This window comes from Brevibacillus massiliensis, from assembly GCF_000311785.1.
GTDB classification, from domain to species: domain Bacteria; phylum Bacillota; class Bacilli; order Brevibacillales; family Brevibacillaceae; genus Brevibacillus_C; species Brevibacillus_C massiliensis.
Genome location: NZ_HE978535.1, coordinates 480,270 through 493,720, shown reverse-complemented (window position 1 = coordinate 493,720; position 13,451 = coordinate 480,270). Strand labels below are relative to the sequence as shown.

Annotated in this window: 12 protein-coding genes and 1 pseudogene; all 13 read right to left on the bottom strand. The window is 49.4% G+C overall.

What is annotated here, in order from left to right; translation table 11 throughout:
* Positions 1 to 388: 388 nt before the first annotated feature.
* Positions 389 to 1,864, bottom strand: a complete 1,476-nt coding sequence (locus HGBM_RS02445) for a protein adenylyltransferase SelO (protein WP_019119515.1) — start codon at positions 1,862 to 1,864, stop codon at positions 389 to 391.
* A 201-nt stretch (positions 1,865 to 2,065) separates the two neighbouring features.
* Entirely contained in the window at positions 2,066 to 2,272 is a 207-nt protein-coding gene (locus HGBM_RS02440) for a hypothetical protein (RefSeq protein WP_019119514.1), read from the bottom strand.
* Between the two features lie 97 nt (positions 2,273 to 2,369).
* Entirely contained in the window at positions 2,370 to 3,542 is a 1,173-nt protein-coding gene (locus HGBM_RS02435; protein WP_019119513.1) for a hypothetical protein, read from the bottom strand.
* An 11-nt stretch (positions 3,543 to 3,553) separates the two neighbouring features.
* Positions 3,554 to 4,729, bottom strand: a complete 1,176-nt coding sequence (locus HGBM_RS02430) for a hypothetical protein (RefSeq protein WP_019119512.1) — start codon at positions 4,727 to 4,729, stop codon at positions 3,554 to 3,556.
* A 5-nt stretch (positions 4,730 to 4,734) separates the two neighbouring features.
* Positions 4,735 to 5,241 carry an ATP-binding cassette domain-containing protein gene (locus HGBM_RS26340; protein WP_280990808.1) on the bottom strand — a complete coding sequence of 169 codons (507 nt, stop codon included), beginning with the start codon at positions 5,239 to 5,241 and terminating at the stop codon, positions 4,735 to 4,737.
* Between the two features lie 77 nt (positions 5,242 to 5,318).
* On the bottom strand, positions 5,319 to 5,609 hold the full coding sequence (locus tag HGBM_RS31020; protein WP_173391372.1) for an ATP-binding cassette domain-containing protein: 291 nt from the start codon (positions 5,607 to 5,609) through the stop codon (positions 5,319 to 5,321).
* A 1-nt stretch (position 5,610) separates the two neighbouring features.
* Positions 5,611 to 6,375 (bottom strand): hypothetical protein, encoded by a 765-nt coding sequence (locus HGBM_RS02420; protein WP_019119511.1) that lies wholly within the window; start codon positions 6,373 to 6,375, stop codon positions 5,611 to 5,613.
* Positions 6,368 to 6,793: an RNA polymerase sigma factor gene (locus tag HGBM_RS26335; protein WP_019119510.1), complete on the bottom strand. Its 426-nt coding sequence runs from the start codon at positions 6,791 to 6,793 to the stop codon at positions 6,368 to 6,370. Before HGBM_RS26335 ends, HGBM_RS02420 begins: the two co-directional genes overlap by 8 nt.
* 407 nt (positions 6,794 to 7,200) lie before the next feature.
* Positions 7,201 to 8,040, bottom strand: coding sequence for a DUF6612 family protein (locus HGBM_RS02410; RefSeq protein ID WP_019119509.1), 840 nt, complete (start codon positions 8,038 to 8,040; stop codon positions 7,201 to 7,203).
* A 578-nt stretch (positions 8,041 to 8,618) separates the two neighbouring features.
* Positions 8,619 to 9,998, bottom strand: a complete 1,380-nt coding sequence (locus HGBM_RS02405; protein ID WP_019119508.1) for a DJ-1/PfpI family protein — start codon at positions 9,996 to 9,998, stop codon at positions 8,619 to 8,621.
* A gap of 214 nt (positions 9,999 to 10,212) precedes the next feature.
* A complete protein-coding gene (locus tag HGBM_RS02400; protein ID WP_019119507.1) occupies positions 10,213 to 10,854 on the bottom strand; it encodes a response regulator transcription factor in 642 nt (213 codons plus the stop codon).
* An 11-nt stretch (positions 10,855 to 10,865) separates the two neighbouring features.
* Positions 10,866 to 13,070: a sensor histidine kinase gene (locus HGBM_RS02395; protein WP_019119506.1), complete on the bottom strand. Its 2,205-nt coding sequence runs from the start codon at positions 13,068 to 13,070 to the stop codon at positions 10,866 to 10,868.
* A 132-nt stretch (positions 13,071 to 13,202) separates the two neighbouring features.
* Positions 13,203 to 13,451 (bottom strand): annotated as a pseudogene (locus HGBM_RS02390) (MFS transporter); the annotation flags it as partial.

Below are 13,451 nucleotides of genomic sequence, written 5' to 3'. Positions count from 1 at the left end.
TTTGGAGTTGCCATTCCAACTCGTCTGCCCGGCATTCGGTACAAAAAAAGAGGAATGGGTTCCATCACGTTCGTACAAAGCTGTTCCGCCACTGAGGCGTTGACATTTCCACCACTTCATACCTCCCCCTTTTCATGCGCCCGTGTTGGCCCGCCGGATTTTTTGGAACATTCGTTACCTGCACCCTATGTCCTTTCGTTTGGTTTGCATTGGACATACGTATATGGGTATACGCCAAAAAATAAGGGGGAATCTCTGCATGATCCCACAGATTGAGACATGGGGAAAAAAGCCGAAACATGCTGGGTATTCCGGTGAAATGAAATGACCCGGAGCGAATCCTGTACCGCTCCGGGATAATTGCTCGATTCTTGGGTCTCATGCTGCATCAGGTACCGCAAAAGGTTCGGTAAGGGCGGTTCGATGGCGCAGGCGGCGTGGAGTATTCGGCCTGTTCGGGGGAGTGCGCGTAGGGTCTTGACAGAACATCAAGAAGCCGCTCCATCACGCTGTAGTCCCCATGTGTCACTGCGCTCTCCAGAGCCTCTTCCACCCGGTGGTTCCGAGGGATCACCGCCGGATTGCTGGTGCGCATCAACTGATGCGAGGCGGCTTTCGATTCCTGCTGCCTGCCCAATCTTGCCTGCCACCGCTCATGCCACTCGGCAAATTCCGGGGTGCCAAACAGGACCGTATCCTCCGGCGTATCAAACGTCAATGCGAGGAAGGTATTGGTATAGTCCGCACGGTATTTCTGCATCATGTCGAGGAGGTCTTTCACCAGGGATTCGTCCTGTACCTCTTCATTGCAAATTCCCAGCTTCGTTCTCATTCCCGAGAGCCAATTCCGGTGATACAACCCGGCAAACTCGGAAATCGCGTCCTGGGCCAGTTTGACAGCCTGATCCTGATCGGCATGCAGCAGCGGCAAAAGGGCTTCGGCAAATCGCGCGAGGTTCCAGCCAGCGATATACGGCTGATTGCCGTAGGCATAGCGGCCTTGAATGTCAATGGAGCTAAATACCGTTGCCGGGTCATAGACATCCATGAAGGCACAAGGACCGTAATCAATGGTTTCCCCGCTAATGGCCATGTTGTCGGTGTTCATCACCCCGTGAATAAAGCCAACCAGCTGCCATTTGGCAATCAGCGCCGCCTGACGCTTGATCACTTCCTGAAGCAGCGAAAGATAGCGGTTCTCATCAGCGCCAACGTCTGGAAAATGGCGCTGCAAGGCGTAATCCGCCAAGATCTGGAGATCACTGGAAGTGCCCCAGTTTGCGACGTATTGGAAGGTGCCGACGCGCAGATGGCTGGCAGCCACACGGGTCAGAACGGCACCAGGCAAGTCGGTTTCGCGGATGACTGCCTCACCGGTCGCCACCACCGCCAGGCTGCGGGTAGTGGCTATCCCAAGCGCATGCATTGCTTCACTGATGATGTATTCGCGCAGCATCGGTCCAAGTGCCGCTCGCCCATCGCCCCCGCGAGAGTATGGCGTTTTACCGGATCCCTTGAGTTGAATATCAACCCGCTGACCCTGGGGAGTGATCTGCTCGCCAAGCAGCAGGGCCCGGCCGTCGCCCAACATGGTAAAATGCCCGAATTGATGCCCCGCATAAGCTTGGGCAAGCGGCGAAGCACCTTCGGGAATCCGGTTGCCGGCAAGCACCTCCACCCCCTCTTCGCTTTGCAGCGCCTGTACGCTCAACCCCAGGGATGCTGCCAACGGCTCATTGAGAATGATCAACTTCGGCGAGCGTACCGGAGTGGGGTTGACGCTGCTGAAAAATGATTTCGGCAGCCGTGCGTAGCTGTTGTCAAAGTTCCACCCTGTTTCGGTTATTTCTTTTCGCGTTGTCATCGTATCTCCTTTCCTTCTGTATGTATGTTTGATTGTTTAGTGTTTGCTGCTGCCAATGGGTTATGCCATATCCACATGTTAGTTACGATGATACCCGATTGCGACCAAAAAAGACACAACAAGGTATCAATAGCAGGTGGTCGGGTAAGGAAACATCCCTTTTTCTACAAAAAACGTCCCTCTTAGATGGGACGGGTCAGCTTAGTTTGGGGAAGCAATTTCCTTTTCATCCTTCATCTCGGGTACATCCTTTGGCAGTTCAGCAGAAGGCATCGGTTCCTTGACTGCTATTTTAGGAGGCTGCCTGTCTTCTTCTTGGCATTTCCTCTCACTTCCTTTGCTCTCCAGCTCTACCGCCAGCTTTACCCGCTGCAGCTCGCCGACTGGTTGGATCTCCAGACTGCCCAAACGCCAAAGGATCCCATTCGCCTGTATGTGGACGGCACCATCCGTCCTGAAGGAGGTGCCGAAATTACGTTTTTAAATTTGAAACAAACGCCTCTCCTTACAAGACAATGTCCCGCTGCTTCTCCCGCCTCCACATCAGAATCAGAAAAGCTGCGCTGGCAACAACCGCCAGACTGTACGATGCCGGCGCTGCCCATTGGGCCACCCTGATGTCGATCATATCGCCTACCAAATAAGACAACCCGAAAAAAAGCACTGCGAAAACGGGCGGAATTTGAATTCCGATTAAGGAAACGTAATTGGACATCACGCTTGAAAAAGATATCGCGAGCAAGGCGAAAACCAAACCGAGAACGCAAACGGCCATGACAGTTAGGACAATGTACTGCAAGAACGTAGGATCGAACCAATGGTATGCACCGGTGAACGTATGGATCGGCACCTGGAAAAACACCGACAGGTTGCTGCCGCGCAGTACGTTTTGATTGATGTTTCCTACATAGATGCCAAAATAGACGATCAGTACGGAGACGATCACAACGAAAGCGGAAATCAGACCTGCCGCCGCTTTGGTCTTATACAGATTCCGCCCTTTTTTCGTCGTGTACTGCAAATCGAGCAATGGCCTTAAGCGATCCTTGATAAAAATCGGCGACAGCGTCAGCACGACGCTTAGAACAACGGCAATGGCGACACATGAGATGAAGCTTTTGTAGTGATCAAGAATAAACCCGGGATAAACCTGATAGTGCCCGGCTTGCTTCAATTCCTTCAAGCGCGCCTTTTGCCTGGTATTTTCGGCATTTTCAGCGGCACGATCCAGCCATGCGACCCGGCTGTCATACCAGTCTTCGATCAATCTTTTTCTCTCTTGAAGCTCCCAGAACATATCCACCTTTTCCTGAAACATCACCCTGTCATGAAGAACCCATTGCTCCTGGTTGTCTTGATCCACATTCACGAAATCTTCGTAAGAGCGAATGCCTGCCGTCGCAAATTCCGCTCTTGACTGTAAATACTGATCCGCTTCTTTGATTTGCGCTTCATACGTCTTTTTAAAATCGGCAAATTTCTGCTCCTCCATATCGCTTCCGTATTTTTGAACCATTTCGGCACCAATGCGAAAATCATCCAGCCACGGTCTTCCTTGTGTCACTTTGGTGGCCGGATGCTCAATAAACAGAAAGTAAAATAAAAGATTCGCAAGGCAAAGCAAGAGGAGTATTTTCCCGTTCAATATTTTCCTGATTTCGATCCATAAAATTCGCATGACGCCTCTCCTTAATACAGTTCTTGTTTTTTAAACCTGCTCAAAGCATATAGGCACAAGGTGCTCGTGATGACCGTCCACACGCCGGCCGTGACCAATTCATAATTTTTGAACATCGTCAACCCGCCATTTCCCATAAACCACATATGAGGATTCATGCAGAGGACCGACAAATTATGCACGGTGATGAAAATCAGCGCCGAAGATACCGATGCGAACCCCGGTGTGAGCAAAGCGATGATGAAAAATGCGGCGAAGAGAAAGAAAGTGTAGTAACTGTTTTTTACCAAAACCGAGATCGCAAAGGAAATGGCTGAAAACAGCAGCATGCATACATACAACAGCAAGATGCTGCAAAGCAAGTACTCTGCAAACGACAGATTCCACCACGAAACATACGGAAGGTCATCCATGCTGTATTCCCAGTTAAACGCACTGCTGATCGCGCTGCCCCACAAGTGCGAGTAGTCGAAAACGGCAAAATAAACCCCCAGTGTAAGAGCCAAGATAACCGTTACAATTCCGGCTGTCGTCAGTAACGAAGCCGCCAGCTTGTCTTTCATCAACGACCGGCCTCTTCGAGTGGAGTAAGCTACAAGGCATGTTTTGTTTTCAAACTCATAATTGGTGATCAAAGCCGTGGCGAGAACAATGAGCATCAGTGTCTCAAAAATGATCGGCCTGAACAGCGATGCAAACAGGAAACCGTACATCCTGTACGGTTTCCCGGAGAAAAACCAGGTTTTATGCTCATCCGTTTCTTTTATTTCTTCGAAGCGCCGGGATAACTTGTTGTATGCTTTTTTTAGTATCTCCGCGGCAGAGCCGCTCAGCTTGTACTTATGAACCTCCCGTTCCCCAATTTTGTTCCAATCGATCTCGTCGTATTTGCTGTCGATGCTTTTGGCCATCTGCAAATACATGCCCTTTCGCTGCAAATCGACTGGCGCGGGGGCACCGTGCAATCCGGCCAGGTCGGTTTTCACATCTTCTTCGAATTGACGCAGCGACTTGTCGGTAATCTGGAGTCCGTACGTTTCCGCGAGTTCGTTCGCTACTTTCAGTTCATCAAGACGATAAGACTCGTTCCAGATGATAAACAGATTGAAGGCGGAGAACAGCACAATCAGCGCGATCAGAAGCGGCGAGCTGAACACTTTTTTACATTCATGAAAAATAACTCTCATCGCGCTCACACTTCTGCTTGCCTTTCGTCACGGTATTCGTATAAGAAGACATCCTCCAAATGAGGTGCGACTGCACGCCACTCGTTATCCCTTTGGCCATGATGGACAAAGCGGACGTTCATCATGCCTCCCTCCTGTTTTTCGGCAAGGACGACGTACTGCTTGCGGAACGAATCTATCTGTTCATAGCTGATCGACGCTTCGTAAACACGCCCCTCAAGCGAAGCGCAAATATTTTTAACCGTGTCTTTGCATAAGACCTGCCGGTTCTTGATCATGATCACTTCGTTGGCGATCGACTCGATATCTGAAACGATATGAGTGGAAACAATGACGAGTCTGTTCCGCGCCAGTTCTGTGAGCAATTGCCGGAATCTGGCCCGTTCCTTGGGGTCCAGCCCTGCCGTCGGTTCGTCGAGAATGAGGATTTTCGGATCGTTTAAAAGCGCTTGTGCGATCCCGACGCGCTGGATCATCCCACCGGAAAACTTTTTCATTTTTTTATGAATCACATCGCTTAACGCTACTCTTTCCAGCAGTTCCGGGATAAGTCGGTCGGTCTCCTTTTTTCCGATCCCTTTTAAAGCGGCTAAATATGCCAAAATTGTTTCGGTGAGTAGTTTTTGTAAAAACCGAATTGCTGCGGCAAATAGCCGAGCAGGCTGCGATATTCTTCACCCATGTCGAAGATGTTTCTGCCGTTATACAGAATCTCCCCTTGACTTGGCGATATTAATGTCGCCATCATCTTGATCAGTGTCGTTTTCCCGGCGCCATTTGGAGCGAGCAGCCCGTATACCCCGTTTGAAAATTCCAGATTGATCCGGTTTAAAGCGGAAAAAGAACCGTATTGTTTGCTTACATCTTTGACGACGATCATCTTACAAAGCTCCTTCCGAGTAGTTTGCATGGATCAACTTGTTTACGTGCCTCAAGTAACAAGAAAGGCTGCCTGCGAGGACGATGGCATAGACGATGAGCGGCATGCCCTGAAGAATGTCGATGTACAGCATCTTGCCCGCAAATCGCAAACCCAGATTTCCCAGCACCCACGCCACAACCACCATCGCTGCGACAAGGGCCGAACGCCGTTTCATCATGGCGTACAAGAAGAGAAGGGAAAACGTAAACAGCGCCGTATTCGAAATCATAAACGCCCGGTTAAATTGAATTTCTTGATAGGCTTCGGTAATGAAGAATATCATCGCTGTATTGACCAAAACAGAAACCACGCTGAACGCCAGCATCCGAAAGGCAATCACCTGGTATACATTAAATTTGCACGCCATCTCCACTTCGTACGTAGCATTCCAGATTTTCTTGGAATAGGTGTAAACCGAACAAACGAGAAAGAAAATCGGCGAAGTGAGAAAGAGAAATGCGTAAACATCAGGGGCGTTTACCCGGTCCGGTTTCGGTCCAAAAAAGATGAGACCCAGCAGGGCAGACACGATAATCAGGATGAGAGCAAGCTCCAAGCGGTCGTAGAACAAATGTCTGATGCCGATCTGCCGGTACATGGCCTGCAAATAAGACAGGAATGATTCCTTTTCCTGCTGTTTCGCGGCGGTACAGACAATTTGCCGAATTTCGGCCTGAATGGTTCGATCGTCCGGCAGAGGGATGCGAAATGTTTCTTTATCCATGGCGATCCTCCTCCAAATTTTTCCTAATCCATTTCAATGCCGCATAGTATCTCGTTTTCACCGTAGAGAGCGGAATCGCCTCGCTTGCGGCGATTTCCTGCAGCGTGTATTCTCCGAACAGCTTCAGCCGCATAATTTGCTGCGATCCTGTGTCCAATTGATTGACAAGCGAAGCGATCCGGGCGAAATCTTCTTTATACTCCAGCGAAACGGCTAGATCGTACCCATCGTTCCATTCGTAATCATCAATGGGTTCGACGATTTGTGCATACTTGTAATGCTTCGACCTGTAATAGTCGACGAGCCGATTGGAGGCCAGCTTGTATATCCAGGTTCGAAAGGACGCCTTGCTGCTGTCGTAGCTCTTAATGGACCTGAGAACGCTAATAAAAATTTCCTGTGTGAGATCAAGCGACAACTCGGCGTTTGTTTATAAATGAAGGCGTACATTTCTTTGTAGTATTTCGAGACGAGTTGATTTGCTGCCGGATCTTTGATGCTTCGCTTGATTCTTCTAATCCAACGTTGTTCGCTATCCATCGTTCACCCCACATTTCCCCAACGTTTTTGCGGCTCATAGGTAGATTCGTAAACAAACCGAAAATAGTTTGGCATCTATCGTCTCATTATATAAAACTTCTTCTCATGTTTTGTCTTGCCGGTTGTTCGTTAGACTAGACATGGAAACAAAAAAAGAGCCGCCGGAGCGACTCTTCTCAGAGGTAAATGCAGCCGATCATTCCGGCGGCTTCAAAACGATGTGCAATGATCGGACATAAAAAACCGCCGAATCCTGATGATGGATTCGACGGTTGAACGCGTAGATTACTGTGCGCTGTCTACGACCTCTTGAGGCACCTTGATCTCGCCAACTTCGTTATACTTGGAGAACGAGCTCTTCATCGCAATATCCATGGAGATCTTCTGACCTCCTTCTTCCATTTCCATCACCATGTCGATGTCCGACTGAACCGGCAGGAAGGAATCTTTGTTGACCGCATAGGTGACTTTTATGTTCTTGATATTCATTTTCTCGATCATAGCCAGGGCCTGCTGATCTTCGCCGCTGCCTGCTTGGCTCATAAGCGATTTAGCCAGGTCTTTGAGTCCGTCGCCGGATAGATCGCCAGTCATCACGTACTTGTCGCCGTCTTCCGACACTTTCATGTCTTTGGCGATCGACTTGAACTGCTCCAACTGCTTCTCTGGTTTTGCGGACTCTTCCAGCGCCTGGATCATGCTGCCGTTCATTTCGTCCGGAAGCTTCACCCATTTTCCTTCAACTTGCGTGTAAATCGCTACCTTTGTGATGTACTGCTTGATGTCCTGCTCGCCTTGGCCCGGCATGGACATCTTCATTTCCTGGTACATGCCGAACGGCTCTTTGTTCATATCCGCCTTCATTGCAATGTCGATCTTTTGCTCTTGCTTTTGATCGCCTTGTGCCATTGTGATGTTCTGGTTGATGTTCGCTTCCATGGCAAAGCTATTCAGCTTCTGGCTGGCTTCCGCAGACTTGGCGAGCAGTTCATCCACGGTGATTGCCTTTTCTGTCTGTGTTTCCCCCTGTTGGTTTGTGTTCGTTCCTGCGGCTCCTTTATCGCCACATGCTGTGAGTCCTAGTGCCAAGATTGCCCCTAATAATGTGAGTGTAAATTTTTTCAATGCCAACTTCCTCCTAAGATTTGTAACAATTTTCATACCTAACCATAATAATCATATTCCAATTTTTGTAACAGGGGAAATAGTCCCGAAAAAATAAATATAATTGATTAAGAATATGGTAATAAAGAACCATCTTGCTGCTGCGGCCTATGGCAGTCACCGGCGACGGCCGGGAAAGACACGGGGGCAATGCTGCACGTCGCTCCCAATACGAAGGCGCCCAAGTGAGGGCGCCACAGATGTAAAAAGTATGCGTGAAACATCGCGAAGTGCATTTCATTTTTTTTGGCCCATTCTCGGACACGCCGCAAATCTTCCATGACGCGCCGGGGGACACATCGCCATATCCTCAGGTGTCTATGCGCTCCCCAAACCTATCGATCCAGTCGGGGTTTTAAATAACCCAATTGCAAAGAGATTTTTCCCAGGCCAGTATCCGCCACGACAAACCTTATCCCATTTCGGTCAGTCAGGGACTGTTTCAGTACCATTCACGCATGGAGACCGCACCGGAAGAGCTGATCAAACTTGCTGACGCGGAAATGTTCCGTGAAAAGAGACGTTTGAAATCGTAGCGATCATCTGTGCAGCGGGCATGAGCGGGCGGTTCCTTTTCGCTTTGAAATGAATCGTCTGTCGATAAAAAACGCGATCAGCAGAGATCCGGCCAAGGTAAGCAGCAATTCTCCATACGTTTCAAGCGGAAACGGCTTGCCCTCAAGCTGAAAGTCATTTGCGCGAAATTCCAGTCGCTTAACCGCATGCGCCGCGGTTAAGATGTCCTCTTGCTTGGCTAAATCTTCAAGCTGCAGTTCGAAGAGAAACCGATTCGGGTCACTGTGTACGAATTGAAGTTCCTTCCCGTTCCCCTTTTCGCCCCAGGTTTTGATTTCACTCGCTGCCAGTGTCTTAGCCTGGGTGCCAGGGACAATCATTTTATCCAGCTTGGGAAGATTGGACATCGTATACCGGGGTAGCAGGGTCAGCCCATGTTTTGTTACGATCGGCTGATCCGTGCTGGAAATGGAATGGACCCTTGTCGTTCCGCTGTCTGAATAGATGTCAAATACGGAAGCCACCGCCATTTCCTCCACACCGTTATACAGCAGCACGCCTGCCTCTGTTTTGTTCCAATGAAAAGCGTTGTTCAGCATATAGGTGGAATAGCGAAAGTCGAGCTGAAAGGGTTCTACCTTTGGATTTTTCACGAATGGATAAGAAGGATAGTTCAATTCTTTCGCGATTTTTTCTGCCATCGGTTCGCCAAGCTGCTCTGAGATGACGTGGAGAACTGCGTCAATTCCTGATGAGATCCCTGCCGAGGAGACCATCTTGCCGCCATCATTTACAACATACCGTTGATCCTGTGTCCAGTTCACTTCAGGATATTTCCTTGTCAGGACGGGCATGGTTTGCCAGTGCGTTGCTCCGAGCTTGCCGTCCAGCAGCCCTGTAGCGGCGAGGTTATCCGCTCCGGCACAAATGCTCACTAAAGTAGTTTCCTTATGTTTCAGGATCCATTCCCGGACTGGTTGAAAGGATTTGGCGTCAAACATGGTCATGTAAGGAATTGTGATGATATCGGGACTTTTGCCCAGCACTGCATCCAGTTCTGCAAACGAGTAGTGAGGCACGACGTCCAGCCCGCCTGTCAGCGACTTCACTTGATTGTCGGCGGCAACGGCATACACATTATAGGCACCGGTCATGGAAAAGATTTGATACGGAATCGTGAAATCCAACCCTTCCGTATTCTCATTCCCCAACAGCACAGCAACCGTAGGTTTATTCGGGTCGTGTACCGGTTTTTCCACACCTTGTAAAGATGGGATGGGCTCATTGCGAACCGAGAGCCAAAATTGTTTCTGGGAACTTAGATATCCGAACGCACCGACTCCTCCCGCAACCAGAATGAGACTCAGTACATAAACCGCGGACCGCAATAAAAAACGCAACATGTGAATCGAACTCCTTTGCTTTATTTTCTGATCTCATTTTACTGGGTAAAAAGACAAGGAAACGCGCAAACATTGAACACAGACACGCAAAAGATTGCGCTCTGCACGCAAAAGATGTCAGGACCTGCAAAAAAATCCCTCCAGCCGCACAGTTCTGCCAAACCGCGTACCTGGAGGGAAAACAAGACGATATGCGTTTATCGAGAGACACGTGTTAGTATAGATCCTCTGCCGGGAGAATCCCGAGGCTCTTGGCTTTTTTGATGACCTCGACCCGCGAACTGACATGCAGCTTTTGGAACAGCTCCGTCAAGCTGTATTCCAGGGAACGCTGGCTGATCATCAACTCTTTTGATATTTCTTTGTTGCTCTTGCCTTTGGCCAATTCACGCAGCAGTTTTTCTTCTTCCCGGGTGATTGTCGTCGCTTCGTGACTCCCCTGGACAACAATTTCCTGACGCCTCAGCTGTTTGAGCAGATGCATGGGAACGATTGCCTCTTTTCGTGCCGCACAGCGGATGGCTTGGATCAGTTGTTCCCTGGTGGATGTTTTGGCGATAAAGCCGGAGACACCCGATTCCATCAGCAAGTTGAAATGGGGTGCGATCTCGAAACCTGAATAGATCAAAATCACAGCATCCGGTACATACTCAAGCACCTGGCGAGCCAAATCGGCGCCGTTTATATTGGGCATGTACAAATCAAACAGAATGACGTCAAATTTTTTTAGGCGAACCAGGTCACGGACACAATAGACATCCGTCTCGATCGTAACATTCATGTCCGGCTCGGATTCGATCAGCATTTTCGTTCCTTCCACGACCGAGCGATGATCATCAACCAATAAGATTTCCATAGCATTCACCTTTACGATATAGTATGGGGGAATTGAATCGCAACGTGAAACCCCTGCCCGGGGGCGGAGTGGAATTCCACCCTGCCTTCGAGACTCAGCACTCTTTTTTCAATCCCGGCAATCCCCATATGCTGAAATGAGCCCGCCAAAGCGGATAGATCCATGCCAATCCCATCGTCCGAATAGGAAAAAGAAAGCTGATCTTTTGTACCGATTAGCGCCATCGTCACTTTCCTGGCCTTGGAATGTTTCGATGCATTGTTCAGCAGCTCTTGAACAATTCGATACACGCCGAGAATCTGCTCTTCGTTTAAAGCGGTGTCAAGCTGCTCGGCAGAAAATTCAATTTCATAATTGGAGAACATTCGCGTATAAGCAAAAAGGCTTTTCAACGATTCCACCAGACCCATTTTGAGCAAAAACGGCGGACGAAGCTCATTGCAGGTAATGCGGATCTGGTGAATGGCATCCAGTAATCCCTCTTCGATTTGAATCAATTCCGCTGCCGTGTCGCTTTCGAAATGGCGAGAGGATCGTAACGATTCCAGTTTGCGATACCAGATGATCAGGTCCTGCAGCACGGAATCATGCAGGTCGCTGGACAGCGATGACCGCTCCTTCTCGGACAGCTTGAACAGCAGCCGCAGCATCCATCTGGGTGTTTCATTCTTCGCGACCGTATCTTCAAGCCGCTTCATCAGATCCTCGAGCAGGTGGAGATTATCGTACAGAATGGTAACGTAACGCACGGCCGTCTCAAGCCATTCGATCTCAATCTTCAGCAGTGGCTGTTCTGCTTTGATCCGCAGGTAGATTGGCTGCTGCTTTTCGCCGATTTGAATCCAGATCTCTCGCCCGTCTCCCGCGGCCGGCTCTTGTCTCTTCGGCACTTCTTCGATTGATGCGCTCGTAACCTGCAGCACTGCCTTCACTTCTTCGATCAGCCGATTCTCCAAATCGGATACCTTCATGACATTGGCCAAGTCGGAAGAGAAACGATTTAAACTTTGCTGCAAGGCTTTATACCTTTCTTCGCTTTTGATCAGCTCCCTCTCGTCATTTTTCCGTTTTGTAATATCCTTCACGATTCCATGAATGCCGTTTAATTTTCCTGAAAGAAAGATCGGCACAAACGTGATGCTGACGATTTTCTCGCCCGGCCTGGGGTATGCCAGGCGGCATTCAAGATCACGCGACTCCCTCTGCTGGATCACCTGGAAAAGCGTTTCATATACCGCAGCATGGTCCTCATCGTAGATCAGTCCCAGAAAGCAGCGGTCCGGCAGTTGGTTCAAGGTTATACCGGTGATCTTCTCAAAGGCACGATTGGCATTAACGAAATAGAAATGGTTCAATTCGATGGAGAATACCCCGTCCAGGTTGTTTTCAAACAAAGACTTGTACCTCTGCTCGCTCTCTTCCAATGCCAGCTCGGAACGCTTCTTTTCCGTAATATCCAGAATAATGCCGTCCAACCGTTCAATCGCCCCGGCATGATCGACAGTGGGATGGACGATGAGCCTGCCCCACCTGGTCTCGCCCTCTACATGGATAAAGCGAAATTCCTGACTGACCGGGATGCCCAGATCGAGCTTCGCCTTTACTTCCCCCATGAGTATCGCGCTGTCCTCCGGGTGAATATGGTCGTGTAAGCGAATGGGGTGAAACAAGATTTCTTCCCTCGGTATTCCGGAAATCTTCTTAATACTCTCGGAACAAAACGTGTACCGGTTAAAATCTTTGTCCGCCGACCAGACAGCGGCGTTGACATTGTCCAGAATATTTTCCAAGAGTTCCTCTGTCTTTTTCCGTTTGGTCACATCCCTGACGACCGCTACAACATACAGCACATTTCCGTCGCTGCCCTGAACAGGTTTTACCCGGGCTTCTACGTGGACCACATGGCCCTTTGCGTGAACAATTCGGTACTCGGTGTCTACCGGTTTCTTTGAGTGAATCGCCTGGACATATAAAGAGCGGACTCGCTGCCTGTCATCGGGATGAATGATGTCAAAAGCATCCAGTCCTTCATACTCTTCGATCCGGTAGCCCGAAATGAGCTGCAGGGAGGGCGATACATAACGGACAACTGCTTGATGATCGACCAAAACAATCGTGTCAGAAGTGTTTTCAGCGATAATTTTGTACCTTTCGTCAGGCCGCCCGATGTCTTCCTTGGCCGTCTGCGTCAGGCTATCTTCACGGGATGTGTCCATACTTTCCATCTCCTCCATCTTGTCCTGTCTTGGCATCCGTCACAGCTTATCTAACACAATTATAGAGGGAGATCCTGTTTTTGCCCCGCAAAAAAATGGGGATTGCCCGCAATTTATGAGCGGCTGCCATGTTCAACGCATTGTCATCATTCGCCGATTTCTCCGGATCACCATCGCCAGGATCACACCCGCAGCGGACAGCAGCGCCATCATCTTGTACAAGGCGCTCCCACCGAGTGTGTCCATTACCCACCCGCCGACGACCGAACCGATTATCCCGGAAACGCCAAAAAATAGAACGGCAAGGATCGTCTGACCCGTCGCCTTCCATTCGTTCAGGATCACGGAGTAGAGATATTGCATGGCGGAAGCGTAAAAAAA

Excerpts from the sequence above, each read along its gene's own strand:
- HGBM_RS02445 (WP_019119515.1), bottom strand. The coding sequence starts at position 1,864 with ATGACAACGCGAAAAGAAATAACCGAAACAGGGTGGAACTTTGACAAC.
- HGBM_RS02435 (WP_019119513.1), bottom strand. The coding sequence starts at position 3,542 with ATGCGAATTTTATGGATCGAAATCAGGAAAATATTGAACGGGAAAATA.
- HGBM_RS02430 (WP_019119512.1), bottom strand. The coding sequence starts at position 4,729 with ATGAGAGTTATTTTTCATGAATGTAAAAAAGTGTTCAGCTCGCCGCTT.
- HGBM_RS31020 (WP_173391372.1), bottom strand. The coding sequence starts at position 5,609 with ATGATCGTCGTCAAAGATGTAAGCAAACAATACGGTTCTTTTTCCGCT.
- HGBM_RS02420 (WP_019119511.1), bottom strand. The coding sequence starts at position 6,375 with ATGGATAAAGAAACATTTCGCATCCCTCTGCCGGACGATCGAACCATT.
- HGBM_RS02405 (WP_019119508.1), bottom strand. The coding sequence starts at position 9,998 with ATGTTGCGTTTTTTATTGCGGTCCGCGGTTTATGTACTGAGTCTCATT.
- HGBM_RS02400 (WP_019119507.1), bottom strand. The coding sequence starts at position 10,854 with ATGGAAATCTTATTGGTTGATGATCATCGCTCGGTCGTGGAAGGAACG.
- HGBM_RS02395 (WP_019119506.1), bottom strand. The coding sequence starts at position 13,070 with ATGGACACATCCCGTGAAGATAGCCTGACGCAGACGGCCAAGGAAGAC.